Consider the following 25,718-nt stretch of genomic DNA (forward strand, 5'->3'; position numbering starts at 1 on the left):
GGCGCGTTTTTTTAGTCCTCTATGTAAAGTAATAAAAAACCTTTATCAAATGATATGGTTATTTCGGAAAGTTTAGCCACGTTGCTTAATGTTTGGCCTGTGTGTCCTAAGGATAAATTGGCGTGTTCCAGCGGATAAACAAGCCCCTGCAAGGTAACATTTTGGCAATCAGCCGCCGGAATAAGGCTTACCCGGGCGCCGGGGCGGACGGTCTTTGTTACGGAGTGTGTCAGCGGCCAAATCTTCCACCCTTTTCCCGCCACGCAAATATCCATTTTGTCCAAATAGGGGTAAACGGATAAAAAATTTCCAAACGTAAAATCCCACCGTCCGCCGACAAAGCCCGTCAAGGTACATTGAGTGTATTGGTGCGCGATAAGATAGTCAAGAGCCTTTTCTAAATCGGTATTGTTTTGGTTATTGACGAAAATAAATTTTTCTGCCGGCAATATTTTTTTGGCTTGGGGAGATACGGAATCTAAATCCCCAATAATCACGTCCGGGCGGACCCCGGCGGATAAAGCGCGGTCAGCCCCGCCGTCTGCGGCCAAAATCAAATCGGCCTGTTGGGCAAGGTGTTGTAGAAAGGCGGCTTCTTGGGTTTCCCCGTTACCAATAAGTAATGCGCGCAATAGGAGTTCCTCCTCTTTGGCGGAAAATCAGCAGGATAACAAGTCCTGTCAAAATTCCAACATAAAACGGGTCTAATGCTTCTAACAATTCGTTTTTGGGAACAAGGCGCCAAGCCGTCATTGCCGCCGCACTGGTAAGCGAAGAAACCACAAACAGGCGGTCGCTTATCCGGCCCGGATACAAGTATCCCATTAAAATCGGCACCAATAAACAGGCAGAAAAATAGGAGCCGAGTACGAGCCAAATTTCCTTAAAACTGCCGTGGAACATATGTGCCATACAAATCGCCAAGGCTCCTACCAGAAAAATAGACACGCGGTTAGAAAGTACAATATTTTTAATACGGAAGCGCAATAAGTCAAAACTTAATGTATTGGATGCGATAAACAGAAAAGAGTTTAGGGTGGAAAGAATAATAGACAAAATACCGGCAACAAAAAATCCCTTTAAACCCGCCGGAAGTAATTGGATAGCGTAAAAGAAATACGCCTGTCCCGGCTCGGCTTGCGGTAAAACCGCCCGCGCATACAACGAGCCTGCCGTGGTGCATAAATCAAAGCAGAACCAAATAAAGGTGGAAATTAAAATGCCTTTTTTGACAATGCGGGGATTTTTTGCGGCAAAACAGCGTTGGTAAAAACTGGGGTCAATAAGTGTGGAGAGCGCAATAAAGCCCCAAATAAGCGTATTGAGCCACGAGTTCCCTCCGGTCAGGGTAAAATGGGAGGCCGGCAAGTTTGCCTTTAAAAACGATAAGCCGCCAAAGGTTCCTACGGAAAACAATACTACTAAAAGCACCGCGCTGCACATTACAAAAAATTGTACCAAGTCGGAAAATACCACCGAGCGGAAGCCGCCCCACGCGCTGTATAAGCCCGTAAAGAGTGTGCCCAATACCATACCGGGCAGTATGCCAATACCAAATACCATATGCAAAAACATTCCCAAACTGAGCACATAAGCCACCGGGGTAATATAAAAGAAGGTAAATATGGCGGCCACCTTGGCTGACTTCGGGCCGAACATTTGGCCTGTTAAGTCGGGCAGGGTAACAGATTTAAAGCGGGCAATTTTATCGGTAATAAAAAAGGCGAAAATTAAGTAGGAAATATACCAAAAGGCTCCTTGCGTAACAAAATTGTAAATACCGTAGTTAAACGTAATTTCGTTCACGCCGAAGATTCCTCCGTACCAAGTGGCTACCAGTGTAGCCACAAACAGCGGGAGGGTGAGTTGGCGCCCCATTAACAAATAGTCCAATGCCTTGGCGGGTTTGTTTTCTCGCTTTTTGTTTATCCGGCGCATCCCATAAACAGCGGCAGCCACCGTGGCGGACAGTACGGCAAAAAATACCGTCCAGTCCAACCAATGAAAATAAGAAATTGTTTTTAATTCGTTTACCATATTTTAAAAAGCCCCTTGGCAGGCCAAGGGGCTTATTGTCATTTTACCAAATATAATAGGCGGGTATCAGCAATAACATAGAGAGTGCTACTAAAATAATCTCTAATTTTAAGAACCACTTTACCCACGCCGGATAAGAAATACCGGCCAAGGCCAGTGCTCCCATTGTAACGGGAGCGGTGGGAATAATCGGGTTGCCCCAGCCTTCCCCGAACTGGTAGGCCAAAATGACTGTTTGTCGCGAAACATTTACCAGGTCGCCCAACGGCACCATAATCGGCATCGTCAATACCGCTTGGCCGGAGCCGGAAGCGATAAAGAAGTTCAGCACCGTTTGGATAACGAACATTGCCTGGGAGGCTATAATCGGGTGCAGACTGCCGATGCTTTGGGTCATTGCGTGCAGAAATGTATCTAAAATATGTCCGTTGGTGGCAACAATAACAATAGAACGCGCAAGGGCCATTAAAATACATACGCCCATCATTGATTTTGCACCGTCAATAATAGCATCGGTTGCTTGGTCTAATGTTAGTTTTCCAAAATACGCGCTGGCAATAGATACACCCAAAAACACTGCGGCGATTTCAATCATATACCATTGGTAGCGGATAACCCCGTAGAACAAAACGCCCATACCGATAATAAAAGAAGCAATTACCAGTTTGTGCGCGCGTGTTAAGCGGAAGGAGTCATCTACGACTATATCGTTAATGATTTTCAGTTCGGCGCGTTTTTCCAAGTCCATTTTATAGGTTAAACTCTTGGTGGGGTTTTTGCGTACCCGTTCGCCGTACCAGGTAAAAAACCCTGCCACTACGGACGTAAAGACAAACCAAATCAGCAGACGGTATTGCCAACCGGAATACATCGGCAGTTGGGCAATCGTTTGCGCGATACCGACGGTAAACGGGTTTACAAATGCGGACGAAAACCCTGTAAACGCACCGATAAACGGGATAGACATACCGACTACGGTGTCATACCCCAAAGAGAGTGCAAGCGGAATAAAGATGGGGATAAAAATAAGCGTTTCTTCTTCCATGCCAAACAAGGCTCCGCATAGCGAAAACAGAAACATACATACAGGTATGAACAGTTTTTTATAACGGGGCTTGTTGGAAAAGAACAGACTGACCTTTTTAATCATCGTATTGATAGCGCCCGTGCGTTCAATAATCGTAAATAACGCACCCACTACTAAAATAAATGCGATGATTTCCGCGCATTGGGTAAACCCTTCCACCGGGGCGGCTAATATGTCGCCTACGCCTTGGGGGTTGCGGTCCACTTGGTGGTAGGAGCCGGCCACCGCATAGGTGCGTCCGTCTTGCTCCAAGCGGTCATATTGGCCGGAGGGGACAATCCAAGTCAGCGCGGCCACGAACAGCATAATGGAGAACACCAAAAAATAGGTGTTACACAGCATTTTTTTCATTTACTTTTGTTTTCCTCTTTTTAGGTACGGCATTTTTTTAATAAAAAACGCCCCGCCGGCTCAAACAAGGATTTTAATATAAAAATCCAAAAATTGCGGCGGGACGTAAAAAAACTATTGCCACTTCATAAAATACGGCGGCACTAACAGCAAGAACGACAACAAATACATTACAATCAATAAAGGCAGCATCCATTTCAGCCATTTCGGGTAAGCAATACGCGCAAAACCGATAGCCGCAATGGTTACGGGGTCGGTCGGAATAACCATATTCATCCAACTGCCTCCCAACTGGAAGGCGAGCACCATTGTTTGGCGCGTAATACCGATAAGGTCGGCTAACGGGGCCAAAATCGGCATTGTCAGTACGGCCTTGCCGCTGCCCGAGGGGATAAAAAAGTCAATTACCGTTTGCAGCATCATAGCCGCCCACGAGGCACACACCGGATGCAAGTGTTTGATAACGGCAGACATCCAGTCAAGCATTGTGTCCAAAATATGCCCGTTGTTGGCGATAATCACAATCGCCTGCGCAAAGCACAAAAGCATTGCAATTTCCGCCATACCGCGCACTCCGTCAAAGAACGCATCGGTAAATTTCTGCATATTCATTTTGCCCAAGAAACCGCACAAAAAGCCTACACCCAGGAACAAGGCGGCAATTTCGGTAATGTACCAGCCTTCGGCTTCCAAGTGTAAGATTTCCATTAAATCCACGCCCCACATCCCTTTAATCATTTCGCAGATTTGGGGTTTTAAAACACCGATAACCAAACCCACCATCCCCAGGCCGAAAGCCAGGAGCACCCATTTTTGGCGGCGGGTCATTTTGGTTTCTTCTTTATTGAGTTTTAATTCTTTGCGTTTTTCAATATCAAATTCATAGGTTAAACTTTTGGTTGGGTCTTTGCGGATTTTGCGCGCATAAACGCTTAACCAACTGATAACAACAGTGGTGCAGATAATCCAAATGATAAAGCGGTAGCCGATGCCGGAATAAAGCGGCACCTGGGCGATACCCTGCGCGATACCGACGGTAAAAGGGTTGGTAAATGCAGCCGCAAAACCCACCCCCGCGCCGATAAACGGAATAGCCGTACCGAGGGCGGAGTCGTAACCCAGCGAGAGTGCTAAGGGAATAAAAATAGGGATGAAGATAAGGGCTTCTTCGCACATACCAAATGTAGCGCCGCACAGCGAAAATACAATAATTCCAAGCGGGATAAACAGAAATCGGAGTTTCGGTTTGCGTTGGAAGAATCCGCTGGCGGCCTGAATACCGGCGGCGATTGCGCCTGTTTTTTCCACCACGGCAAGCACTCCGCCGATAACAAGCAGAAATACAATTACCTCAGCCGTGTTGGAAAACCCTTTAATGGGGGCTTTTAACACATCAAATAAACCTTGCGGGTTGGCCGGCACCGTGTGATACGTTCCGGCTACGACGACCTGGCGGCCGTCCACGTCCATTTTGTCATAAGCACCGCTGGGCACAATCCAAGTCAGTGCGGCTACCACCGCTACGATAGATAAAATAATAGCGAAGGTGTTGAGTTTGATTTTGGACAGAATTTTAGACATTTCCTTCTGTTTTTCCTCTGTTGAAGTGAATTAAATAACAAAGTTATATTTTACTAAATACGCTTGGTATATGGCACATTTATTTTTGTAATTTTCCGTTTATCCTTTCTTTTTTATATACTTTTACTATATGCTTTATATTGTTCCTACGCCTATTGGCAATTTACAAGATATTACCCTGCGCGCTTTGGAAACGCTCAAAACCGCCGATGCCGTTTTGTGCGAGGATACGCGCCGCACCCAGATTTTACTTTCCCATTTTGGTATTTCCAAGCCGCTCTACCGCTATAACGAAAACGACGACCGTTCCGTTTTGCGTTGTTTGGAAGCGTTGAAAAGCGGAAAACAGTGTGCGTTGGTGTCCGATTGCGGCACACCGTGTATTTCGGACCCGGGGTGGAAACTCGTCAAAGAGGCTGTGGCAAACGGCATTAAAGTTTCTTCTTTGCCGGGGCCTAGTGCGGTGGCGTGTGCCTTGGCCGGTGCGGGGATTACGGGCGGAGCGTTTACCTTTTTGGGCTTTTTGCCGCGCAAGCCGGGTAAGGCCGCTAAATTACTTTCGGCGGCATATAGCCAAAATCACCCGGTGGTATTGTATGAATCTCCCTATCGTGTGGTAAAAATGCTGGAATTGGTGGCTAAAACGTTGGGAGGAGAAACCCCGGTTATTTTGGCTCGGGAACTTTCCAAGGTATACGAAGAGTGGATTAGGGGAACGGCGGTTTCTTTGGCGGAGGAATTATCCAAAAAGAGCAAAGTGCAGGGCGAGTTTGTAATGATTTTGGACCGACCGGCACAGACAGAGGAGGCGACCGATGAGCCGGACCCGTATTTTTAAAGTTAGCGAAATGACGGAAAGAGATATGCTCTCCGCCGCGCACGCGTTGGACGAAGGGGCCGTATCCGTTGTCCCCACCGATACGGTGTATGGTATCGGCACGGGAGCCTTTTGTGAAGAATCCGTTTTGCGCATTTATCAAATCAAAGCGCGTCCTGCCACCAGTCCGCTTCAAATTTTGACGGGTTCTCTGGCGCAGGCCGAGGCTGTGGCGCAATTTTCTGGTGGGGCAGAACGCTTGGCGCAAACCTATTGGCCCGGGGCGATTACCATTATTTTGCCGCCTACACCCCAAGGGGAAAATTTAACGCGCGGCTTTAAAGGGTTGGGGCTGCGTGTGCCCGGAAATCCGTTTTTGGTGAAGTTATTATCCCAAATGTCGCACCCGATGGCTTGCACCAGTGCCAACCTGCACGGACAGCCCGTACTGACGGACGAAGAAACCATTTTAAAGACATTTGACGGAAAAGTGGATTATATTTTCTTGGGCGGGCAGTTATCGCCCACGGCTTCCAGCGTGGTGGATTTGACGGAAGAACCCCGGCTCTTGCGCGAGGGGGGCGTTCCCCGTGCTGATTTGGAAAAGACGTTAGGGCAAACCTTAACCGTAAAATAGGAGAACGAAATGACCTTTTGGCAAATTATCGCTTCTTATTCGTTGTTGGTGGCGTCGTTGTTGTCGCTACTTACTTATTGGCTGACACGCAAATTTGTGCTCAAAAAAATGAAACGTACCATTATGAAGGCCGAGCACAACTACCAGCAGCAAATCGCTACCTTGCAAATGCAATTATCCGGCAAGGTAAATGTGCTGGAACATATGGTTGAAAAGTTGCGTCTGTCCAATCAGGAACTCAACCGGTTAAACGAAATCCGCGCCAAATTTATGTCTATCGTTGCGCACGATTTGCGCCAACCGCTTTCTTCTATTCAGGGATTTACTTCCGTATTGATGATGGATAATCCTCAGGGCACAGGCGGCACAAACGAGCAAATCGCCTTAAACAATATTTTAAAAGCCACGGACAATATGAATATGCTGATGGCGGACTTAATGGATATTTCTATGATTGAGTCCGGGCGGTTTAAAATGGATATGCGTCCGTTTAACTTTAATGCGCTTTTAAACGACGTCATCACCTTGCAGTTGGTCAATGCCCAAAAGCGCGGTATTTTTCTGCAAAAGTGTGAATATCCCGCCGAAGTAACCGTAGAAGCGGACCGTTTCCGTATTTCACAAGTGATTAACAACTTGATTGGCAACGCGCTTAAATTTTCGCCCCAAGGCGGACGCGTGGAAGCGCGGTATTATGTGTCAAACGGATGGCTGACCTTTAAAGTAATTGATAACGGCCCTGGGGTTTTGCATAGCGAAAAGAGCAAAATTTTTCAAAAGTTCCACCAGTCCGAAAATGACCGGACGCTAAAAAAACAAGGTTGGGGCTTGGGCCTTTCCATTGCACAGGAAATTATAAACGCGCACGGCGGAGATATCGGCGTGGAAAGCGCGGGCTTGGGGCAAGGGTCGATTTTTTGGTTTACCATTCCGCAAACCTTGGCAGAGGCTCATAAGCAAGGGATATCTCCCCGAACTGCGGATAATAAGCAGCCCTCGGTCTCCAAATAGCAAAAGGTTATTTCCCCTTTAAATAAAAAGGCCCCGCCTATGCGGAGCCTTTTTATTTGCGGAAGAATTAAATTATCTTATCCAATTATGTAAACCTTTGTAGTGATAGTAGTTTTTAAGAGCGCGCAGCACCTCAATATATCCATACGCTCCTTCATTTACGTTGTTATTGTACCACAAGTAGCCATCCATACCGACGTCAAACAAACCTTGCTCGCCGGCCTCCCCGCGGTCATATTTGCTCATAGCAATTACGGGGACACGTCCGTCTTTTGCGCGTAATTCCTTCATCATTTTCTTGCCGCCGTCTGGTACCAGTAAATCGGTGAGAATTAAATCATATTTGACATATTTCATAGACTTTAAGAATTGCAAGCCATCCTTAAAGGTATCCACGACGGCGCCTTCGCCCAAATATCCCTTATCGCCCCAGGCTTTAAAGTTAATAAGAGGCAGGGCATCATCGTTGATAACGGCAATGTGCATACCTGCCGGAATATGTTTCAGCAGTTCTGTCCGTTCAATAGCGGCATTTTCGGGCGTAATGGGCGGATTTTTCTGGCGCATACGCACATAGGCATAAGAGTCCAACTCATCCAAATCATCCGGGTCCAAAATCAATGTATCGGCCTGCGGCAGTACATAATCTGTACCGTCCGGGTTCATTAAGTCAAATTCCTTATTGTCAAATTTGCGTAAATCTCCCCGGGGCATTACGGCCTGCGTGCGGATATAGCCGGACAATAACGGGTTAAATCCTTCGTATGCGGTGGCCCAATACTCATCCTGCATTGCGAGGAACGGATCATCCGGCAAGTCCGCTTTTAAGTTGCGGATAGCCATTAACGTATTATACATTGCGCTACTTAAAGAGTTTTTTTCTTGCATATTCGGTACACGTCCTTCCCCAGGCAGAGAAGCATAGGTAAAGAAAGCGGTAACTCCTTGTTTGTGGTCATTAATAAGGTTGATAACCTGTTGGTAACGCTCTTGCATATAGCGCATAGTTTCCGGCGGAACCGAATGGCGCAGATATTTAGAGATATTGGCCGATTGCTCCGGCGGCATTTGGATAGAAAGATTTTGTAATTCTTCACGCACGGCCGCATAACGCTCCCGCTCAGTTCCGTAAATTAACACCGTTTCCAGCCTGGGTGTAACTGGAATTTTGGGGTTCAGTACCGTGTTTTTGGGTGCTTTATTAGAAGGAATAAAACTAAGCGCTTGGGACGGATAAACCGAGTGCGCTACCTTTGGGGCAACGGCGGGAATAGTTACTTTTGCTGTTGCTTTTAACGCTTGGTTTGCCGCCTTATCAAGCCCTTTGGCAAGGGCGGAATTTGCTTTTACTACGGACCCAGGCTTTACTGCTTGCGCAACGGCATTTTGCGCGGGCCAAGCGGATGCTGCAATGAGTACAAAAGAAAGAAGTTGTTTGGTATTTAGCATAAGTTCTCCGTTAATATTATCAGTATAATAGTTTTTTGAGCAAAAAAACAGAGCCAAAAGACCTAAATTTGATATGGGTCCTATATATAAAAATCCGCGCTCCCTGGTTGAAAGCGCGGATAAGCAACCGATACCCCGGATTCTGTCAGCCCTTTCAGGCTGTGATAACCATTACTCTTGGCGGCCTACTTGGTCGCGAACGCGGGCCGCGTGTGGACCGGTTTGGCCTTGCTCCGTGCGGGGTTTGCCGTGCCGCGTTTATTGCTAAACGCGCGGTGCGCTCTTACCGCACCATTTCACCCTTACCCTTGCGGGCGGTTTGTTTTCTGTTGTACTTTCCGTCCAGCGGGGTGATATGGCCCCGCCGTCCCGCCTTTTCAAGCGGCGCACTTGCCCTGTGGAGTCCGGAAGTTCCTCCCCCAAACCGAAATTGGCCGGGAGCGGTTATCTGGGTTGCCCAAAATATTGTAGCAAAATTAATTAAAACCCGCCGAACAAATCCATTTGCCCGGGGGCTTGCTTTTTTCCCTTTTTAGCGGCAGGCTTTTTTTCTTCCCGCACGACCGGGGCTATCTCTACACCGTTTACGACATTGGTTTTATCCGCCGGTGCATCAAAAATCTCGTCATCTTCCGGCAAGTGTTTAATCGGGTTATACCCGACCGATTGTTTGGCGTCCATTGCCTTATTGGCCAGCGCATCAGGTGCCTTATTCAAATGGCGCAAAACGTGTTTGATATGCACAGTAAAGCGTGCGGCCAAACGGCGGATAACCAGCATACGGGCGGCTAAATCGGGGTTTTTAATCTTATATTCACCCAAATATTGTTTTACTAAAAGTAAGGAATCCGAAATAATAAAAAGTTCCGTCGCCCCCAGTTCCGCAGCCTTGATAAGCGCGAGTTTCAACGCGGTGTATTCCGCCTGGTTGTTGGTACAATGGGGCATAAAATGCCCCTCTTGCGCTAAAATTTTTCCGTCCATAGCGCAAATCACATAGGCCGAGGCCCCCGGCCCGGGATTTCCGCGGCTGCCGCCGTCAATATTAATTTTTACTTGCATATCCACATTTTAGCAAATGGGCGCACGCAGATAAAATAGTACCGCTGTTTAGTTCAAATTCGTATAATAGAAATGTTGTGCCGAAAGAGTATATATGATTAAATTCAAAAAAAGAAAATTACACCTTAAATTAAAATGGGGTTTACTGCCGGGCGTGATTTGCGCTATTGCGGCGGGTATTGCGTGCGGTCTGTTCTTTCCGGAGTGGCTGGTGCGCGTGTCGCTAACCTTTAACGGTTTGTTTGGCAACTTTTTGGGTTTTATTATTCCGTTGCTGATTGTGGGCTTGGTGGCCCCGGGAATTGCCGAATTGGGGCGCAGTGCGGGCAGACTCCTTTTTATTACGGCTGTGCTTGCATATGGGTTTACGCTGGCATCAGGGTTTTTTAGTTATGGCATTTCCGAATTAACTTTCCCTTATTTGCTGGATACCACCGCTAAAACGACGCAGTTTGCCGCAGGGGCGGAATTAAAGCCCTATTTTACGGTGGCAATGCCGCCTTTAATGGACGTAATGACAGCCCTGGTGCTGGCTTTTACATTGGGGCTTGGTATGGCGGTTATCCAGGGGAGCCGTTTAAAGGGGGTAATGCTGGATTTGCGCGATATTATTGACCGCGTGATTGCGCGTGTGATTATCCCGCTGCTTCCGTATTACATTTTTGGCATTTTTTTAAATATGACGGTTGCCGGGCAGGTTGTGTCTGTACTTGGCGTATTTGCCAAAATTATCGTACTTATTTTTGCGATAACGGCCGTAATGCTTGTGTTGCAATTTGTGTTGGCGGGTGTAATTGCGCGGAAGAATCCATTTAGTATGCTCAAAACAATGTTGGTTGCCTATATGACGGCTTTGGGAACGCAGTCCTCTGCGGCTACAATTCCCGTAACTCTTAAACAAACGGTCAAAATAGGCGTGCGCGAAGAGGTGGCCGGCTTTGTGGTGCCTTTGTGCGCTACGATTCACCTTTCCGGCAGTACAATGAAGATTGTGGCCTGTGCTTTGGCAATCGTATTTATGAGTGGGATGAATATGCCTTTTGAACAGTTTGCCGGGTTTATTTGTATGCTGGGGGTAACAATGGTGGCGGCTCCCGGTGTGCCGGGTGGGGCCATTATGGCGGCATTGGGCATTTTGCAAAGTATGCTTGGCTTTGGCGAAGCGGAACTCGGCCTAATGATTGCGCTTTATATTGCGATGGACTCTTTTGGTACGGCGTGCAACGTAACCGGGGACGGGTCTATTGCGGTCATAGTGAATAAAATATATTCCCGCCGCGCCCCGCAACAGCCTGCGCCGGGTGCGCCGGCCAATTAGCAAGAAAGATGTAAAAATTATTAATCCGGGTTCCTTGTAGGTGGGAACCCGGATTTTTACATTATCTGTCATCAAAAGACAGCAGAGTGATTACACTAACCCTTGGTCTATCATAGCGTCGGCTACTTTTTTAAAGCCCGCAATATTGGCACCCGCCATATAATTGCCCGTCAAACCGTATTCCGCCGCAGAGGATAAACAACTGGCGTGAATATTGGACATAATGCGCTGTAAGTATTTATCCACTTCCTCGCGTGTCCAATACACGCGCATACTGTTTTGTGTCATCTCTAAACCGGACACCGCCACACCTCCCGCGTTGGAAGCCTTGCCGGGGGAATACAAAATATCTGCCGCTTGAAAAGCCGCAATCGCGCCCGGCGTGCAAGGCATATTGGAGCCTTCGCAGACGCATTTGCAACCATTTTTAAGGAGCGTTTTGGCATCTGTTTCGTTCAGTTCGTTTTCGCACGCGGTGGGGCAGGCCACCTCACACGGGATATCCCACGTCTTTTGGGCCGGACGGAATTGGGCCTCTTTAAATTTTTGGGCATATTCCTTTAAACTTCCACGGCGGACAAATACCAAATCTTTTAAGAAGGCCAGTTTTTCCTCATTTACCCCGTGGCTGTCGTAGATGCTCCCGTCGTAGTCCATAAACCCGACAACTTTTCCGCCCAACTGCGTTAATTTTTCTATGGCGTAAATACCCACATTGCCTGTGCCGGAAACGATACACGTTTTTCCTTTTAAACTGTCCCCGCGTGTTGCCAGCATTTCTTGGGCAAAATACGCCACGCCGTAGCCGGTGGCTTCCGGGCGTAAAAGACTGCCGCCCCAGTTGGGTTTTTTACCGGTAAACGCACCCGTAAAATCGTTGGTTAATTTTTTGTATTGCCCGAACATATAACCGATTTCGCGCGCCCCGCAGCCCAGGTCGCCTGCCGGGATATCGGTGTGATAGCCAATATGGTGGTAAAGTTCGTTGATAAAGGAGTGGCAAAAGCGCATTACTTCGCTGTCGGACTTGCCACGCGTGTCAAAATCACTTCCGCCTTTTCCGCCGCCTAACGGGAGGGTGGTTAAACTGTTTTTAAAGACTTGTTCAAACCCTAAAAATTTAAGTACGTCCTGCGTAACTGTGGCGTGAAAGCGCATCCCGCCCTTATAAGGGCCTAGGGCGCTGTTGTATTGCACGCGGAACCCGCGGTTGACGTGAATTTCGCCTTTGTCGTCCTGCCACGGCACGCGGAAAATAATGGTGCGTTCCGGCTCTACGATACGCTCTAAAATGCGTTCTTTTATGTACAGGGGTTTTTGCTCCAAAACGGGCTTTAAGGTGCTGACTACTTCAAACACCGCCTGATGAAAAACCTTTTGGGCGGGGTCCTTTTTTACTTGTGTTTCCATAAAACCGGCGATGTAAGTATTCGTGTCCATAAATGCTCCTTGGAGGGGGATACTCCCATATAAGCAAATCTACCGGGCAAAAGCAAGAGAATAAAAATATGTTAAGATATACACAAATGCCTTACGGGGGAAAAGTATGAAATTAACGTCTAATATGGAAGATTATTTAGAGGCCGTTTCGCTTTGTGCCAACGAGGCAGGCATTGCCCGCGTGAGCGATATCCGCGATATGTTGGGCGTAAAAACCCCCAGCGTTACGGGAGCGGTAAAGGCGCTGACGGAAGCCGGATATATGGTTCACCAACCCTATAAGGGCATTGAACTGACCGCCAAAGGCCGCCGCGCCGCTGAGGACGTTAAAAAGCGCCACGCTATTTTGAGCCGTTTTTTAATACAAGTGTTAGGCGTAACGCCAAGAACGGCTGATATTGATGCTTGTAAAATGGAGCATACCATTAGCCGCGAAACACTTGAAAAACTGCACGATTATTTGCACAAGCAAACGGACGAGGAAAGATAATATGAAAGGTTTTACGCTTGTAGAAATGTTGGTGGTTGTTTTGATTTTAGGTATTTTGGTGTCGGTTTCCGTGCCCCAATACCAAAAGGCTGTTGCTAGGGTAAAGTATGGAAATTTGCGTTCCTATGTGGAGCAAATTTACAAGGCGGAGCGGATGTATTATTTGGCAAATGGTACATTTACCCAAAACTGGGAAGATTTGGATATTTCATTTAGTGGTTTTCAAAATGGAGTGTCCGGCTCAAATGGCGAATTTCACAATTTTTCCCCAAACCCGGAAATTATTTCTACATATAGAAAAAATAAAACAGAACTTATCATTATAAAGGAGCCTTTCCTTACTGTTTTAGGAGTTGATGATACGCTTCCAGCCGCTTTTCGTATTACGTTTATTCCGTGGCTTTTGGATGGGAAAGGTTTTTTTGGCCGGGAATGTTCTTTTACTACCGCGGAGGTGGATGCCCAAGCAGCCAAAGAGGGTGCCCGGTTTTGTAAAGCAATGGGTGCGCGACAGGAAGGATCGGAGTGGTGGAGTTTTTAGCGTTTAGGTGCGTTTTCTTTTCTTTAAATTTTCTATAATATAATTATCCTTATATTTGGAGTGAATTTTTCAATGGCAAAAAATAAGTATTCCCATACCGTTTTGTTACCCAAGACGGACTTCCCAATGCGTGCCGGTTTGGCGCAAAAAGAGCCTAAAATTTTAGACTTTTGGAAATCTATCCATTTGTACGAAGCAATGCTCAAAAAGAACGAGGCCGGCAGACACTTTGTCTTGCACGACGGGCCGCCCTATGCCAACGGAAAAATTCATATTGGACACGCACTTGATAAAACCATTAAGGATATTATTTTAAAAAGCCGCGCTATGTCCGGCTGTTATACGCCGTATGTGCCGGGGTGGGATTGCCACGGACTGCCGATTGAGCAGGCGCTTTTAAAAGAATTAAAACAAGATAAAAAGCACATTACGGATGTGCCCGCTTTCCGCAAAAAAGCACGCGCTTTTGCGGCAAAGTTTATTGATATCCAACGCCAAGGTTTCAAGCGCTTGGGCGTGCAGGGCGATTGGGATAACCCGTATTTGACGATGTCCCCGCGCTACGAAGGCATTACCATTGGTGTATTTTTAGATTTAATTGAAAAAGGATACGTTTATAAGGGCCAAAAAACAATTACCTGGTGTTCCCATTGCGAAACGGCCCTTGCCGATGCGGAAACCGAATATAAAGATGTAAAATCTTCGTCTATTTATTTGCGCTTTAAATTGGCTAATCCCAATAAAGAAGTATTGGGCGATTTGGATTACGCAAAACCCATCAGCCTTGTTATTTGGACTACCACGCCGTGGACGATTCCGTCCAATATGGCGGCGGCCGTTTCCAATACCGAGGATTACGTTGTTTTACAAGATTCCAACACCCGGGAATATTACATTTTGGCTGAAAAATTGGCGGAAGAATTTTTGAAAGTATCCGGCTTGGATTGCACCCAAGCGGGCAAAGTGCCCGGTGCCAATTTGGTGGGGATGAAGTATTTTCACCCGCTTACCCACAAGGAAAACCCGATTATTTGGACCGACTTTGTAACTATGGATGCGGGTACGGGTATTGTTCATATTGCTCCCGGCCACGGCGAGGACGATTTCCGCGCCGGCAAACAATGGGGTTTGGAAACTTTCTGTCCCGTGGACGAAAAGGGTTGCTATACCAAGGATGCGGGCATTTTTGAAGGGATGCACGTTTTTGAAGCAAACCCGTTAATGGTCAAAAAATTAGATGAAACCGGCGCTCTTATTAAAGAGCAGGAAATTACGCACAGTTATCCGCATTGCTGGCGCTGCCATAACCCGATTATTTTCCGCGCGACGGAACAATGGTTTATGAGTATTGATAAAGACGGCTTGCGCCAGAAATTAATGGACAACCTCTCCAATGTCAAATTCTATCCTGCCGGCGGCGCGGAACGTATGCGCTCTATGATTGGTTTGCGCCCGGATTGGTGCTTGTCCCGCCAACGCTTCTGGGGTACTCCCGTAACGATTTTGTATTGCAAAAAATGCGGCAAAGCCCAGGTCAACCACGAGTTGTTTGATTTCATTAAAACGCGCGCTATGGACGAAGGCTCCGATTTCTGGTTTACCGACCCGGTGGAAAAATTAATGCCGGAAGGATACCATTGTGATTGCGGTTGCCACGAATTTAGAAAGGAAACGGATATTTTAGACGTTTGGTTGGATTCCGGTGTGTCCTGGGCGGCGGTGTTGAAGGACCGCGGCTTGGACTTTCCGGCGGATGTATATTCCGAAGGCTCCGACCAACACCGCGGTTGGTTCCAAAGTTCGTATATCCCGTCTTTCACCTTGGAGGGAACCGCTCCGTTTAAAACCATTTTAACGCACGGTATGGTGTTGGACCAGCAAGGCCGCCCGATGCACAAATCGTTGGGCAACAGCGTTGATCCCGAAGATGTAATTAACAAATACGGTGCGGATATTTTGCGCTTGTGGGTGTCCTTTGCCGACTACCAAGGCGACGTGCGCATTTCGGACGAGATTTTGGGCGGGCCGATTGATACCTACCGCAAAATCCGCAACACGGTGCGCTACGCGCTTGGTAACTTGTCCGATTACGACCCGGCCTTACACCAGGTCCCCGGTAAAGAATTAGCCGAAATGGACCGCTATATGTTGGGCCGCTTGGATGCGTTAATCCAAGAAGTCCACGCTGGCTATGAGGAATTTAATTTCCGCCGTGCTATGCGTGCTATTACCGATTTCTGTATTTTGGATTTGTCCTCCTTTATGCTGGATGCTTCCAAAGACCGCTTATATACGCTCGGAGCTTCGTCTCCGGCGCGCCGCAGTGCGCAAACCGTGTTGGCGGAAATAGCGGTAACCTTGCTTCAATTAATGGCGCCGGTGCTGTCCTTTACGGCCGAAGAAGCCTGGCAGGAACTGCGCAAAACGGCCTTAGGGCGTGAATTACCGCAGAGTATTTTCCTTTCCAATATGCCGGCAAACGCTTCGCTGATTCCGGATGTGAAGTTGGAAGAAAAATGGAACAAAATCCGCCGCGTGCGTGAAACCGTACAAAAAGTGTTGGAAGATGCCCGTCAAAAAGGAGTGATTGGCTCGTCTTTGGAAGCCAAGGTCATTTTCAAAACATCTAAACCGGAAATGAAGGAATTTTTGCAGGAAACCAAAGACCTGTGGCCGGAAATTGCCATTGTCTCTGCGGCGGAAATTGCGGACGGAGCAGATGAACTGTCCGTATCTTGCGAGCACGCCGCCGGACATAAATGCGCCCGCTGTTGGCAATGGAAGGAAGATGTCGGTTCCAATACGCAATATGCCGACTTGTGCGCCCGCTGTGCCGAGGTGCTTGAAAAAGAGCATATCCAAGTGGACAACGAGGAAAAAGCCCATGCTTAAAGGGCTGAAAACCGCCCTTGCTTGGTGCGGGCAGAACAAAGCGGTGCTGTGGGGCGTTGCCGGAATTTTATTTTTGGACCGCATAACCAAAGTATTGGCTTTGTATCTGCTGCCGGAAAATCCTTTGGAACTGTGCCCGTTTTTCCACCTGCGGTATGTGGAAAATACGGGCGCGGCTTTTGGTATGATGCAAAACGGCAATTTTGCACTTATTTTTGTAATGCTCGCCGTAATTGCATATATGGTGTTTAGTTGGAAGGACCTAACGTCGCACGGGAAACTCGTCAAATGGGGGGCTGTTTTCATTTTGGCGGGTGCATTGGGCAATCTTTATGATAGAATAACGTTAGGCTTTGTAGTGGACTTTTTAGATTTTCGGGTTTGGCCCGTGTTTAACGTGGCGGACTCGTTCATTACCATTGGTGCGTGTTTATTTGTATTGTCTTTATTTTTTCACGCTACTAAACGGGAGGCTAAATGAAGAAAGTATGTATCGTTTTGGCGGCCTTGTTATTGGCCGCGGCTTGCAGCAGCGACACTCGGTTATTTAAAGAAGCCCAAATGGCAACTTCTAAGGGAAATTTTACGCAGGCTATCCAACTCTATACCCGCTTGTTGAAACAACAGCCCCAAAATGCCGCCGCTTTGGCGAACAGAGGCCTTTTGTGGGAACGCTTGCCCGTTAAAAACGCGCAGGAGCGTGCCAAGAACCGCTCGTATGCTGAGCAGGATTATTTAAAATCCATTGAGGCTAATCCCAATTTGCCCGAAACGTATAACAACTTGGGCGCTCTTTATGTAGATACGGGGCGCAATATGGATGCAGCCTTCTACTTAACCGAAGCCTTGGCCCGCAACCCGCGCTATTTTACGGCTTATATGAACCGCGCCTTGGCATATTACCGCTTGGGCCGCACGTCTTCTGCCTTGGCTGATTTTAACAGTGCGTTTAAACTCCGCCAAGACGAACCCCTTTTGTTCTTAAACCGCGGGCTTACTTACTTTGCTTTGGGGCAGTACGAATCTGCGGTTGATGATTATACTTATATGATGTCTTTGGACCCTGATAATGCCCGCCCCTATTTGGAGCGCGCCCGCGCCTTTATTAAAATGGGTTACCCTGCCAATGCGTATGCCGATTTGGAAGAAGCCGTAACCATTAAGCCAACCTATGCGTTAGCCTATTATTATATGGGTGATTTGATGTACCGCAAAGGGGAAAAAGATTATGCGCTCGGGTTGCTTGTCAAATCTAAGGAATTGGCCAGCCAGTATGTGCCGACATATGATTTAATGGGCGATATGTTGGCGGTAGAGGACCCCGTGGCGGCAACGGCCAACTATATGGTTGCTAAAAAGTTGGACCCGGCTCACGCGGCTAAATATGATGCTAAGATTCAAATGATGCGCACTGAACAAGGGCGCGAAAAGGTCTTGGCGGCGCGGTTTTTCCCGCGGTAAAGTATGGGGGTAATCTTGCGTAAGTCTTCCCGCCCGGTTTCGGCGGCGCTTTCGGTGCCGTCCAAGGCTTATACATACCGTTTTTTCTTGTCCTTTTGCTTTCTGGTGCTTATTTTGTTCTCGCTCACGTTCCGCCACGCGGACGTGGGCATTTTTATTTTGTGTTTGATGAATTATTTGTTTTGTGCAGACGTATTTTTGCGCACAGCGCTAAAAGATGTTTGGAGCGGGAATATTTCTTGGGCGGTGTTGACGGCGTCGGTTACTACGGCCGGGTTGTTATATTCGGCCTTAAATGTGTTTTTAACGGTTCCGCTTTTTGGCCCGGTGCCGGATTTGTATTTGTACACCTCGCTTTTTATTACGCTTTCTTTATGGGCGGAGCGCCGCTTGGTAAAAGAAAAGGAGCGGTCCCGTGTGTTTGTTAAAAAATTAGATGATTTCCTGCCTAAATCGGGCCGCTTGTGCGTGGGGCGCAGTTTTAGAAAAGTCTTTGCCGGGGAATTAAAAAAAGGCGACCTTATTTTTGTAAAACCCGGAGAACGCTTGCCCGCAGACGGGACCGTTAAGCAAGGTAAAACCTCTGTTGATGAGCAATTAATTACAGGCAATATGTTGCCTACCTCTAAAAATGTTGGCAGCCGGGTGTTTGCGGGGACGCTCAATAAATCGGCGGAAATGTATGTGGAAGTTACCGAGGTTTTATCCGCGTCTGCCTTGATGAGTGTGGTTTCTGCCATAAAAAAAAGCGAATTGGCACGCAGCGGTTTTAAAAGTGCATTAGACGGTTTTGCCTGTTGGGTGCTGCCTCTGTCTGTTTTGTTTGCGGCGGGGGCTTATGCGGGCCTGCTTTACGCAACGGGCAGTAAAGAGTGGTTTTTATATTCCGGGGTTTTTTTATTTATGTTGGCGGTGTCCTGCCCGGCGGCCTTGGTGTTTGCCGCGGTATCCCCGTCCTTTTTTGCCCGCCGTGGCGCGCACACAAAAAAAATTAAATTGCAAAATATTTACGCCTTGAACGAAATTGTCCGCGCCGATACGGTGTTTTTTGATAAAACAGGTACGCTCACTTATGGCGAATTGCGGGTATCTGGCATTTATCCGGCCAAAAAAGTTTCCCAACGCCAATTATTGGAAACGGTTGCCACCGCTGAACAACTGGTGGACGGCCCGTTTGCCGATGCCGTAACCGCGTGCGCCAAGGAGCATAAAATATCGCCTAAACCGCTTTTGTGCTTTGATGTGCTCCCCGGTTTGGGAGTATCAGCCACCAGCGGCGAGGATAAAATTTTGGCGGGCCGGACCCAATGGTTAGAGGAGCAAAACATTAAAACGGCGGCCAAAATTGTCCACGCGGACGAAGCCGTCATTTGCGTAGCCAAAAATGGGAAGTATTTGGGCTATTTAACGTTGGCGGACGAATTGCGTCCGGGAGCCAAAGAAGTGATTTCTTTCTTAAAATCACTGGGTAAAGAAGTTATTTTGATTTCCGGGGATAACGAATCTTCCGTGTCGGCAATTGCCAAAGAGGCGGGCATTGCAAAAATAAATGCCAATGTACTGCCCAAAACCAAGGCGGAAATTATTTCCAACTTGCGTGCTTTGGGCAAACGCGTATTAATGGTGGGGGACGGTTTTAACGATATTATTGCTTTGTTGCGGGCTGATGCCGGGGTGGTTTATTCCTCCGGCCGGAACGTATATAATAACTGGGTGGACGTACTAATTAAAAGCCGGGACTTGTACCCGGTGGCAGATTTATTTAAAATAAATAAGAAGTTGCACCGGATTATCACGGTTAATGTGTTGCTGGCAGTTTTGGTTACGTTTGTTGGCTGTGCGGGGCTGATATGGTTTATGCCCCAGGCCGGGTGGACGTGGATTGTCGGCGGCGCGTTAGCGGTGGCTGGGCTTGTCTTTTTAAATTCAACAAGGATGCTTAACATAAAATGACACATACAAACGATATTGACTTTGGTTATACTACTGCACACGCCCGCAAAAATGCGGATGTTGTTTTGCCGGAAATCCAATGCTGGCCCAACCAGTACAAACGCGATTATAATATTAAAATTGAATTGCCGGAATTTACGTCTGTCTGCCCCAAGACGGGTTTGCCGGACTTTGGCATCATTACGATTGAGTATATCCCCGATGAACTTTGCCTGGAACTCAAATCGCTGAAATACTATTTGTTGGAATACCGCGATATGGGTATTTTTATGGAAAATACCGCCAATAAAATTTTGGATGATGTAGTAAAAGCCTGCCACCCCAAAAAAGCCACTGTTACCGGCGTGTTTACGCCCCGCGGCGGCTTGCGCTCTGTAATTACGGCCCATTACGAGAAAACAAATGAAAAATAAGCGCAATATCCGGTTGGCGTGCGCGTTTGTACTGGTGTTTTTAGCCGGGGTGGCGTGTATGCGCGTGTGGGATTGCTTCCGTATGCCGGAGCCTGTGGTAGCCGAGGTGCCGGGCAGCAGTTCTCTGCTCCTGGTTAATCTTGCTGACCCCACGGGGCCTGCTGACCTGCCGGGTGAGGACGAGCCCCCGCAAGATTACAAGGACGCTTCTGCCGTGCCCAGCCATTTGCCCAATATCAAAATGCAAGGGGTGGAAAAGATTACCTTTCTGCCATCAGCAACCCAACAGGAAGAGGAAGAACCCGCCCCCAAAACACCCAAAACGCCCGTTCATTTAGGCTCGGCGGACCATATCGTCCCCAATGCTACAATGCCCCGGCAACTGCCGGAGGAAGAAAGTAAAATCTCTATGATTAGCGTGCCCGTGCAGGTGCGTGTCATCAAAACGGCGGACGACTACAAAGCCTTTAAACGCGTGGCGCGTGGCAAATACCCGCAGGCCAACTTTGCTAAGGATAATATTATTACGTTAGAATCTACGGGGAACTGGCCGGATAAGGTGTTTGAAATTCAGGATGTTGTTGAGCAAGACGGCAAAATGGTAGTGCTGTACCGTGTGAACATTTTTGGTATGGATAAAAAGACCAATACACACAGTGTGGTGCGCGTAGCCAAACGGAACCTGCCCGTAGAACTCAAACAAGTGCTTTAAGTAATTTCTTTGTAGCATAAAAATAACCCCCGGCTATAAAACCGGGGGACTTTTTATATCAGGAAAACTATTTCTTTAAAATGTTTTCGGAGGGTTTAAAGCGCACTTTTTCCTTGGCGGGCACTTGCACTTTGTCGCCCGTTTTGGGGTTGCGGCGTGTAACAGGGCGGGCTGTTTTTAAGTGGAAGGAGCCAAAATTGCTGATAACCACTTTGCCGTCGCGCTTTAAGCCGTGCTTGATAATTTCAAATACTTTATCTACGGACATTTTGGCTTGCTTTTTATCCAAAACGTGCCGGGTGAGATGTCTTATTACGTCGTCCTTATTCATATTGCAATCCTGTCTTGTGCCGGGCTTTTGAACAGCCCAAGCGGTAAAATTATTTGTTTCCCCGGTTGGTAAAGCCCATAGCGTGCAACAGCACCCACGGTTTTTTACCCTCGCAGACAATTTTCCAAATAGCATCTACGATAGGGGTTTTTAAATTGTTTTTGCGTGCAATGTCGTAAACGCTTTGCACGGAATTTACACCTTCGGCAATGGTTCCCACTTCCTTTTTGGCTTCTTCCAGAGAGAGACCGGAGCCTAGTTTTTCGCCCAAACGGCGGTTGCGGGAAATAGCAGACATACCTGTCAAAATGGCATCTCCAAAGCCTGCCAAACTGTACACGGTATTGGACTGCCCGCCTTGACTGACAATAATATCGTTCATTTCCTGCAAGGCTTGCGTGATGAGGGCGGCCTTTGCGTTGGCTCCGTCGCCAATGCCGTCAATGACACCGCAGCCGATAGCCAATACATTTTTAATACCGCCGCCGTATTCTACCCCGCGCCTGTCGGAGGACGGCACTACAATAATCGGGTCCCCGCTCATTATGTCGCGGATTTCGTCCACCAATGCAGGGTCCTTTCCTGCAAGCATAATTTTGGTCGGCACGTCTTGCGCCACTTCCAGCGCAAAACTCGGGCCGGAAAAGGCTAATGCTTTATCCTTTAATTGCGGTAATTCTTCTTCAATCAGTTCGCAAATTGTTTTAAAAGACTTGTCCTCAATCCCCTTGGACGCGCTTACCACAGGTACGACACGCCCATTTAAAAGAGGCTTTAACTGTTCGCGGCAGAAAGTGCGGATAGCCTTGGACGAAATGACAAAAATGATTAAATCCGTATCTTTGACCGCTTCGGCCACATTGCCGGTTAAGCGGATATTGTCGTGAATTTTAAAGTTCGGGATATTGGGATGTCTGCCCATCGTTTTAAGAACATTTAACAACTGTTCGTTGTATTCCCACAGGCTGACATTGTATCCTTTGCGCGCGAGGTGTTGGGCAATTACACTGCCCCAAATACCTGCGCCGAAAACGGTAATTTTATTTATGTTCATTTTCTTTTCTCTTTTTGGCGCCGTCTTCAAATTTTAATTCCTTTTGTTGGAGCAACCGTTTGATGTTGGGAACGTGCTTATAAATAACCAATGCGCTGACGGCAGTTACCATTAAATTAACGGACAGCGGATGATTGCCGATAAGAAAACTGCATACAGGCAAAACCACGCAGGCGCAAATAGAACCAATGGAAATGCGGCCCCATAACGCTACGCACACCACAAACGAGGCAAACGCAATTGCGGTAGGAATAGGCAGGAGGGCGGCAAATACGCCCGCAGAGGTGGCTACCCCTTTTCCGCCGCGGAATTTTAAATAAATCGTCCACATATGGCCCAAAATGGCAATTACCCCGCAAGCAATAGCCACCCAGTAATTGTCCGGGCAGAAATGGCGCGCCAGACACACCGGGATAAAGCCTTTTAAGCCGTCAATTAAAAAGGTGCTGATGCCGGCCCATTTACCCACCGTACGGTACACATTGGCCGCGCCGGGGTTGCCGGAGCCGTGTTGACGGATATCAATACCCATAACGTGTTTGGCAATCATATAGCCGGTCGGGACGGACCCGAGTAAGTAACTAAACAAAACGAGGATAGTAATTGTAGTAATCATATATCTCATTATATTAAATTTAGGGCATTTATTTGTGGTTTCATTGGTATTTTAAAGGTTTTTTATATATACTAACAATATGAAACAACTCCGTTTTTATCTTTTATCGCTCTTTCTTTTGGGGGCCGGTTATGCGAGTGCGCAGGATGCCTTTGACTATGCCCAAAAGGAATATGAATTAACTTTTACCGTGCGGGGCAAAACGCAAACCGTGTCTTGCCAGGCGGTACGGTTTCATAAAAATTGGTTTTTGACGGCGGCGCATTGTGTAAGCCCGTGTAAAAATTACTCGTGCCAAATGCGTATGTGGCTGGCTGTCGGCCCGGCGCGTGCGGCGGCGGTGCTTTCGCAAAAAAATGTTTTCCTCCCCGAGGAATACCAAGACGAATACACGCTTCCGCCCGGTGTGCAGCCTAGGCGCGGGGAACTGCCTGCGTGGGATATGGCGCTTATTTATTTTAATGCCCGCCAAGCGCGCTATGAATATTATGATGCCTACGGAAAGGTTAAGGAAAAGGATTTCCTTCTCACATTGGATAGGGGCTTTTGGGAAAAAAAGACGGATGAGGCTTTAAAAGAGTCAGCCCGGCTGTATGAGCAGAGCCGCCAATATGCGGCAGACGGACAAGCGCAAATTGCCCGCCAACTGACCGAGCAAGCGCAGGCGTTGGAGCAGGATGCGGACGAATACCGCGCCGCCGCCGAAGCCGCGCCTTTACTCAAAAGACAATGGGACGGAGCAATGGCTCCGCGCTTGGCGCCGTTGCTTACATACAGCGATAAGGACGAAAAATTTTTGTTAAGTAATATTTTAGTGCCGCGCTGGACACGCGGTGCATTTGAAATGCTTTCTTCTCCCAGACAAATCTTATACTTTGGTGATAATGCCGCCCCGTGGCTTTCGGCGGGGTTTGGAGTGGAAAAAGGCAATTCCGGCGGCGGGGTATTTTTGCCCGTGTATAACGGCGGGAAAAAGCGCGCCTCCGGCTTGGTGGGAATTGTGTCTGCCAAATCGTTAAACCAACTGCCCGAAGCGGCCCGCAAACGCTATGCCTTGTACGGGAGTGAAATATTTTTATTCAACGGATTTAGCGAAAACACTACTTTGGGCTTTATCCGGCGGGTACTAACCGAATACCGCGACACCCCCAATGTGCAACCGTTGGAAAGTTACGGGCAGATAAAAGAGGTCGTCAAAAAGACAGCCCCCAAAAACGCTAAAAAGAAGTGAGTTTTTTTAGAATACTGTGGTAGTTGCCGTCTGTGGCCATAAGGGTTAATTCCAAAGCACCGGACGGCAATTCTTTTTGCCCGTTGACCAGGGCTTTGCCGTAGATAAAACCGATAAGCCCGCGCTCCTTTGGCTCCAAGGTAAGGCGGCGCAGTTTCCAGCGGCGCGCCACATTTTCTTCTACTTGTTCCAATAGTTCCGTAAGGCCCAGTTTGTTTCCTGCACTGATAAACGAACCTTGCGGGTTCTGCGCTTGCAAGAGGGCCAGCCGTGCGGGGGAAAGTAAGTCAATTTTATTAAAAACATCAATAACCGGAATCATCTGCGCGCCCAAATCGGTAATAATTTGGCGCACGGTTTCTGCCTGAGCGTTGCGGTGGGGGGACGACGCATCGTGGACGTGTAAAATCACGTCTGCAAATGAGGTTTCTTCCAAAGTCGCGCGGAAGGAACTTACTAAACTGTGCGGTAATTTTTGAATAAATCCCACGGTATCCGTAAACAGCATTTCTCCGCCGGCCGGCATATGCACGCGGCGGGTGGTCGGGTCCAATGTGGCAAAAAGTTTGTCATCCGCATAAACCGCGTTTTGACGCGTCAGCACATTTAAAAGGGTGCTTTTTCCCGCATTGGTATAACCCACAATGGCAATTTGCGGCAAAGGAATTTGCGTGCGGCGTTCCCGCCGTAAGCCGCGCTCTTTTTTTACCTGTTCAATTTCCTTTTCCAGTTTGCTGATACGCAGGCGCAGACGGCGTTTGTCATATTCCAGTTTGGTTTCCCCCGGTCCGCGCAGGCCGATACCGCCTTTTTGTTGCATCAGTGCGGTGCCTTGCCCGCCTAAGCGCGGAAGCAAATATTTTAATTGCGCCAGTTCTACCTGCAACTTACCCTCTTGCGTGCGTGCGCGTTGGGCGAAAATATCTAAAATTAACCGGGTCCGGTCAATGACTTTTGCGGGGATAATTTCTTCCAAATTTTTTTGTTGGGCAGGGGAAATTTCGTCATCAAAAATAACCGTTTGGGCATTTGTCAGTCGCACTGTTTCGGCGATTTCTTCCATTTTGCCGCTGCCGATAAGTGTGGCCGAGTTAAAGGCCTGTACGCGGATTTGAAAGGTATGCACAACCGTACCGCCTGCCGTGTGGGCAAGACGTTTTAATTCTTCCAACGAAGATGTATCGTATGGGGTGGTTTTGAGGGTTACACCCGCCAAAATGACGTTTTCCATAAA

At 47.8% G+C, this 25,718-nt stretch carries 24 protein-coding genes and 1 other RNA gene; 13 read left to right on the forward strand and 12 right to left on the reverse strand.

Annotated features, from left to right (window positions below; genetic code table 11):
• Positions 1–11: 11 nt before the first annotated feature.
• From ACZOTW_RS02655 to ACZOTW_RS02670, 4 genes are all read right to left on the reverse strand, one after another.
• Positions 12–632: a thiamine diphosphokinase gene (locus ACZOTW_RS02655; protein WP_483997417.1), complete on the reverse strand. Its 621-nt coding sequence runs from the start codon at positions 630–632 to the stop codon at positions 12–14.
• A complete protein-coding gene (locus ACZOTW_RS02660) occupies positions 610–2,037 on the reverse strand; it encodes a sodium:solute symporter family protein (RefSeq protein ID WP_483997418.1) in 1,428 nt (475 codons plus the stop codon). Before ACZOTW_RS02660 ends, ACZOTW_RS02655 begins: the two co-directional genes overlap by 23 nt.
• Positions 2,038–2,080: 43 nt before the next feature.
• On the reverse strand, positions 2,081–3,475 hold the full coding sequence (locus ACZOTW_RS02665) for a YfcC family protein (RefSeq protein ID WP_483997419.1): 1,395 nt from the start codon (positions 3,473–3,475) through the stop codon (positions 2,081–2,083).
• 114 nt (positions 3,476–3,589) lie between these two features.
• Positions 3,590–5,056: a YfcC family protein gene (locus ACZOTW_RS02670; RefSeq protein ID WP_483997420.1), complete on the reverse strand. Its 1,467-nt coding sequence runs from the start codon at positions 5,054–5,056 to the stop codon at positions 3,590–3,592.
• A gap of 130 nt (positions 5,057–5,186) precedes the next feature.
• Between ACZOTW_RS02670 and rsmI the strand changes: the two genes are divergently transcribed.
• The 3 genes from rsmI to ACZOTW_RS02685 are packed head-to-tail and all read left to right on the forward strand — an operon-like array spanning position 5,187 to position 7,521.
• Positions 5,187–5,894 (forward strand): 16S rRNA (cytidine(1402)-2'-O)-methyltransferase, encoded by a 708-nt coding sequence (gene rsmI, locus ACZOTW_RS02675; RefSeq protein ID WP_483997421.1) that lies wholly within the window; start codon positions 5,187–5,189, stop codon positions 5,892–5,894.
• Positions 5,872–6,510, forward strand: coding sequence for an L-threonylcarbamoyladenylate synthase (locus tag ACZOTW_RS02680; RefSeq protein WP_483997422.1), 639 nt, complete (start codon positions 5,872–5,874; stop codon positions 6,508–6,510). Before rsmI ends, ACZOTW_RS02680 begins: the two co-directional genes overlap by 23 nt.
• A gap of 9 nt (positions 6,511–6,519) precedes the next feature.
• A complete protein-coding gene (locus tag ACZOTW_RS02685) occupies positions 6,520–7,521 on the forward strand; it encodes a sensor histidine kinase (RefSeq protein ID WP_483997423.1) in 1,002 nt (333 codons plus the stop codon).
• 72 nt (positions 7,522–7,593) lie between these two features.
• Here the strand turns inward: ACZOTW_RS02685 and ACZOTW_RS02690 are convergent, their stop codons facing one another.
• The 3 genes from ACZOTW_RS02690 to ACZOTW_RS02700 all read right to left on the reverse strand — a co-directional run bounded on the left by ACZOTW_RS02690 (position 7,594) and on the right by ACZOTW_RS02700 (position 10,032).
• Positions 7,594–8,970 carry a response regulator gene (locus ACZOTW_RS02690; RefSeq protein WP_483997424.1) on the reverse strand — a complete coding sequence of 459 codons (1,377 nt, stop codon included), beginning with the start codon at positions 8,968–8,970 and terminating at the stop codon, positions 7,594–7,596.
• Between the two features lie 116 nt (positions 8,971–9,086).
• Positions 9,087–9,430: RNase P RNA component class A (gene rnpB, locus ACZOTW_RS02695), an RNA gene on the reverse strand.
• Positions 9,431–9,450: 20 nt separating this feature from the next.
• Entirely contained in the window at positions 9,451–10,032 is a 582-nt protein-coding gene (locus ACZOTW_RS02700) for a ribonuclease HI family protein (RefSeq protein ID WP_428040323.1), read from the reverse strand.
• A 94-nt stretch (positions 10,033–10,126) separates the two neighbouring features.
• On the opposite strand from ACZOTW_RS02700, the gene ACZOTW_RS02705 reads away from it, so the two are divergent.
• Positions 10,127–11,350, forward strand: coding sequence for a dicarboxylate/amino acid:cation symporter (locus tag ACZOTW_RS02705; protein WP_428039468.1), 1,224 nt, complete (start codon positions 10,127–10,129; stop codon positions 11,348–11,350).
• A 90-nt stretch (positions 11,351–11,440) separates the two neighbouring features.
• Here the strand turns inward: ACZOTW_RS02705 and gdhA are convergent, their stop codons facing one another.
• On the reverse strand, positions 11,441–12,790 hold the full coding sequence (gene gdhA / locus ACZOTW_RS02710) for an NADP-specific glutamate dehydrogenase (protein WP_428063641.1): 1,350 nt from the start codon (positions 12,788–12,790) through the stop codon (positions 11,441–11,443).
• 106 nt (positions 12,791–12,896) lie between these two features.
• Between gdhA and ACZOTW_RS02715 the strand changes: the two genes are divergently transcribed.
• The 8 genes from ACZOTW_RS02715 to ACZOTW_RS02750 all read left to right on the forward strand — a co-directional run bounded on the left by ACZOTW_RS02715 (position 12,897) and on the right by ACZOTW_RS02750 (position 21,252).
• On the forward strand, positions 12,897–13,280 hold the full coding sequence (locus ACZOTW_RS02715; RefSeq protein WP_177748328.1) for a metal-dependent transcriptional regulator: 384 nt from the start codon (positions 12,897–12,899) through the stop codon (positions 13,278–13,280).
• A gap of 1 nt (position 13,281) precedes the next feature.
• Positions 13,282–13,821 (forward strand): type IV pilin protein, encoded by a 540-nt coding sequence (locus tag ACZOTW_RS02720; protein WP_428050227.1) that lies wholly within the window; start codon positions 13,282–13,284, stop codon positions 13,819–13,821.
• Positions 13,822–13,893: 72 nt separating this feature from the next.
• Positions 13,894–16,713 carry an isoleucine--tRNA ligase gene (ileS, locus tag ACZOTW_RS02725; RefSeq protein ID WP_483997425.1) on the forward strand — a complete coding sequence of 940 codons (2,820 nt, stop codon included), beginning with the start codon at positions 13,894–13,896 and terminating at the stop codon, positions 16,711–16,713.
• Complete coding sequence (gene lspA / locus ACZOTW_RS02730; RefSeq protein WP_428039473.1) at positions 16,706–17,194, forward strand: signal peptidase II; 489 nt, start codon at positions 16,706–16,708, stop codon at positions 17,192–17,194. The genes ileS and lspA overlap by 8 nt, the downstream gene beginning before the upstream one ends.
• A complete protein-coding gene (locus ACZOTW_RS02735; RefSeq protein WP_428040316.1) occupies positions 17,191–18,174 on the forward strand; it encodes a tetratricopeptide repeat protein in 984 nt (327 codons plus the stop codon). The genes lspA and ACZOTW_RS02735 overlap by 4 nt, the downstream gene beginning before the upstream one ends.
• Positions 18,175–18,177: 3 nt before the next feature.
• Positions 18,178–20,127 carry a heavy metal translocating P-type ATPase gene (locus ACZOTW_RS02740; protein ID WP_483997426.1) on the forward strand — a complete coding sequence of 650 codons (1,950 nt, stop codon included), beginning with the start codon at positions 18,178–18,180 and terminating at the stop codon, positions 20,125–20,127.
• A complete protein-coding gene (gene queF / locus ACZOTW_RS02745) occupies positions 20,124–20,540 on the forward strand; it encodes a preQ(1) synthase (protein ID WP_177748316.1) in 417 nt (138 codons plus the stop codon). The genes ACZOTW_RS02740 and queF overlap by 4 nt, the downstream gene beginning before the upstream one ends.
• A complete protein-coding gene (locus tag ACZOTW_RS02750) occupies positions 20,530–21,252 on the forward strand; it encodes a hypothetical protein (RefSeq protein WP_428042461.1) in 723 nt (240 codons plus the stop codon). The genes queF and ACZOTW_RS02750 overlap by 11 nt, the downstream gene beginning before the upstream one ends.
• A gap of 67 nt (positions 21,253–21,319) precedes the next feature.
• Here the strand turns inward: ACZOTW_RS02750 and ACZOTW_RS02755 are convergent, their stop codons facing one another.
• Genes ACZOTW_RS02755 through plsY form a run of 3 tightly spaced genes read right to left on the reverse strand, consistent with a single transcriptional unit; the run spans position 21,320 to position 23,253 of the window.
• Positions 21,320–21,583, reverse strand: a complete 264-nt coding sequence (locus ACZOTW_RS02755) for an HU family DNA-binding protein (protein WP_177748310.1) — start codon at positions 21,581–21,583, stop codon at positions 21,320–21,322.
• Between the two features lie 49 nt (positions 21,584–21,632).
• Positions 21,633–22,637 carry an NAD(P)H-dependent glycerol-3-phosphate dehydrogenase gene (locus tag ACZOTW_RS02760; protein WP_483997427.1) on the reverse strand — a complete coding sequence of 335 codons (1,005 nt, stop codon included), beginning with the start codon at positions 22,635–22,637 and terminating at the stop codon, positions 21,633–21,635.
• Positions 22,624–23,253: a glycerol-3-phosphate 1-O-acyltransferase PlsY gene (plsY, locus tag ACZOTW_RS02765; protein WP_177748303.1), complete on the reverse strand. Its 630-nt coding sequence runs from the start codon at positions 23,251–23,253 to the stop codon at positions 22,624–22,626. The genes ACZOTW_RS02760 and plsY overlap by 14 nt, the downstream gene beginning before the upstream one ends.
• Positions 23,254–23,332: 79 nt before the next feature.
• Between plsY and ACZOTW_RS02770 the strand changes: the two genes are divergently transcribed.
• Positions 23,333–24,484, forward strand: a complete 1,152-nt coding sequence (locus ACZOTW_RS02770) for a hypothetical protein (RefSeq protein ID WP_428039476.1) — start codon at positions 23,333–23,335, stop codon at positions 24,482–24,484.
• Here the strand turns inward: ACZOTW_RS02770 and hflX are convergent.
• Positions 24,471–25,715 (reverse strand): GTPase HflX, encoded by a 1,245-nt coding sequence (gene hflX, locus ACZOTW_RS02775; protein ID WP_483997428.1) that lies wholly within the window; start codon positions 25,713–25,715, stop codon positions 24,471–24,473. The two genes, ACZOTW_RS02770 and hflX, sit on opposite strands and share 14 nt — an antisense overlap.
• Between the last annotated feature and the right edge of the window lie 3 nt (positions 25,716–25,718).

The sequence above is a fragment of the Candidatus Avelusimicrobium sp. genome (genome assembly GCF_056976295.1).

Excerpts from the sequence above, each read along its gene's own strand:
- ACZOTW_RS02660 (WP_483997418.1), bottom strand. The coding sequence starts at position 2,037 with ATGGTAAACGAATTAAAAACAATTTCTTATTTTCATTGGTTGGACTGG.
- ACZOTW_RS02665 (WP_483997419.1), bottom strand. The coding sequence starts at position 3,475 with ATGAAAAAAATGCTGTGTAACACCTATTTTTTGGTGTTCTCCATTATG.
- ACZOTW_RS02670 (WP_483997420.1), bottom strand. The coding sequence starts at position 5,056 with ATGTCTAAAATTCTGTCCAAAATCAAACTCAACACCTTCGCTATTATT.
- rsmI (WP_483997421.1), top strand. The coding sequence starts at position 5,187 with ATGCTTTATATTGTTCCTACGCCTATTGGCAATTTACAAGATATTACC.
- ACZOTW_RS02680 (WP_483997422.1), top strand. The coding sequence starts at position 5,872 with ATGAGCCGGACCCGTATTTTTAAAGTTAGCGAAATGACGGAAAGAGAT.
- ACZOTW_RS02685 (WP_483997423.1), top strand. The coding sequence starts at position 6,520 with ATGACCTTTTGGCAAATTATCGCTTCTTATTCGTTGTTGGTGGCGTCG.
- ACZOTW_RS02690 (WP_483997424.1), bottom strand. The coding sequence starts at position 8,970 with ATGCTAAATACCAAACAACTTCTTTCTTTTGTACTCATTGCAGCATCC.
- ACZOTW_RS02700 (WP_428040323.1), bottom strand. The coding sequence starts at position 10,032 with ATGCAAGTAAAAATTAATATTGACGGCGGCAGCCGCGGAAATCCCGGG.
- ACZOTW_RS02705 (WP_428039468.1), top strand. The coding sequence starts at position 10,127 with ATGATTAAATTCAAAAAAAGAAAATTACACCTTAAATTAAAATGGGGT.
- gdhA (WP_428063641.1), bottom strand. The coding sequence starts at position 12,790 with ATGGACACGAATACTTACATCGCCGGTTTTATGGAAACACAAGTAAAA.
- ACZOTW_RS02715 (WP_177748328.1), top strand. The coding sequence starts at position 12,897 with ATGAAATTAACGTCTAATATGGAAGATTATTTAGAGGCCGTTTCGCTT.
- ACZOTW_RS02720 (WP_428050227.1), top strand. The coding sequence starts at position 13,282 with ATGAAAGGTTTTACGCTTGTAGAAATGTTGGTGGTTGTTTTGATTTTA.
- ileS (WP_483997425.1), top strand. The coding sequence starts at position 13,894 with ATGGCAAAAAATAAGTATTCCCATACCGTTTTGTTACCCAAGACGGAC.
- lspA (WP_428039473.1), top strand. The coding sequence starts at position 16,706 with ATGCTTAAAGGGCTGAAAACCGCCCTTGCTTGGTGCGGGCAGAACAAA.
- ACZOTW_RS02735 (WP_428040316.1), top strand. The coding sequence starts at position 17,191 with ATGAAGAAAGTATGTATCGTTTTGGCGGCCTTGTTATTGGCCGCGGCT.
- ACZOTW_RS02740 (WP_483997426.1), top strand. The coding sequence starts at position 18,178 with ATGGGGGTAATCTTGCGTAAGTCTTCCCGCCCGGTTTCGGCGGCGCTT.
- queF (WP_177748316.1), top strand. The coding sequence starts at position 20,124 with ATGACACATACAAACGATATTGACTTTGGTTATACTACTGCACACGCC.
- ACZOTW_RS02750 (WP_428042461.1), top strand. The coding sequence starts at position 20,530 with ATGAAAAATAAGCGCAATATCCGGTTGGCGTGCGCGTTTGTACTGGTG.
- ACZOTW_RS02755 (WP_177748310.1), bottom strand. The coding sequence starts at position 21,583 with ATGAATAAGGACGACGTAATAAGACATCTCACCCGGCACGTTTTGGAT.
- ACZOTW_RS02760 (WP_483997427.1), bottom strand. The coding sequence starts at position 22,637 with ATGAACATAAATAAAATTACCGTTTTCGGCGCAGGTATTTGGGGCAGT.
- plsY (WP_177748303.1), bottom strand. The coding sequence starts at position 23,253 with ATGATTACTACAATTACTATCCTCGTTTTGTTTAGTTACTTACTCGGG.
- ACZOTW_RS02770 (WP_428039476.1), top strand. The coding sequence starts at position 23,333 with ATGAAACAACTCCGTTTTTATCTTTTATCGCTCTTTCTTTTGGGGGCC.
- hflX (WP_483997428.1), bottom strand. The coding sequence starts at position 25,715 with ATGGAAAACGTCATTTTGGCGGGTGTAACCCTCAAAACCACCCCATAC.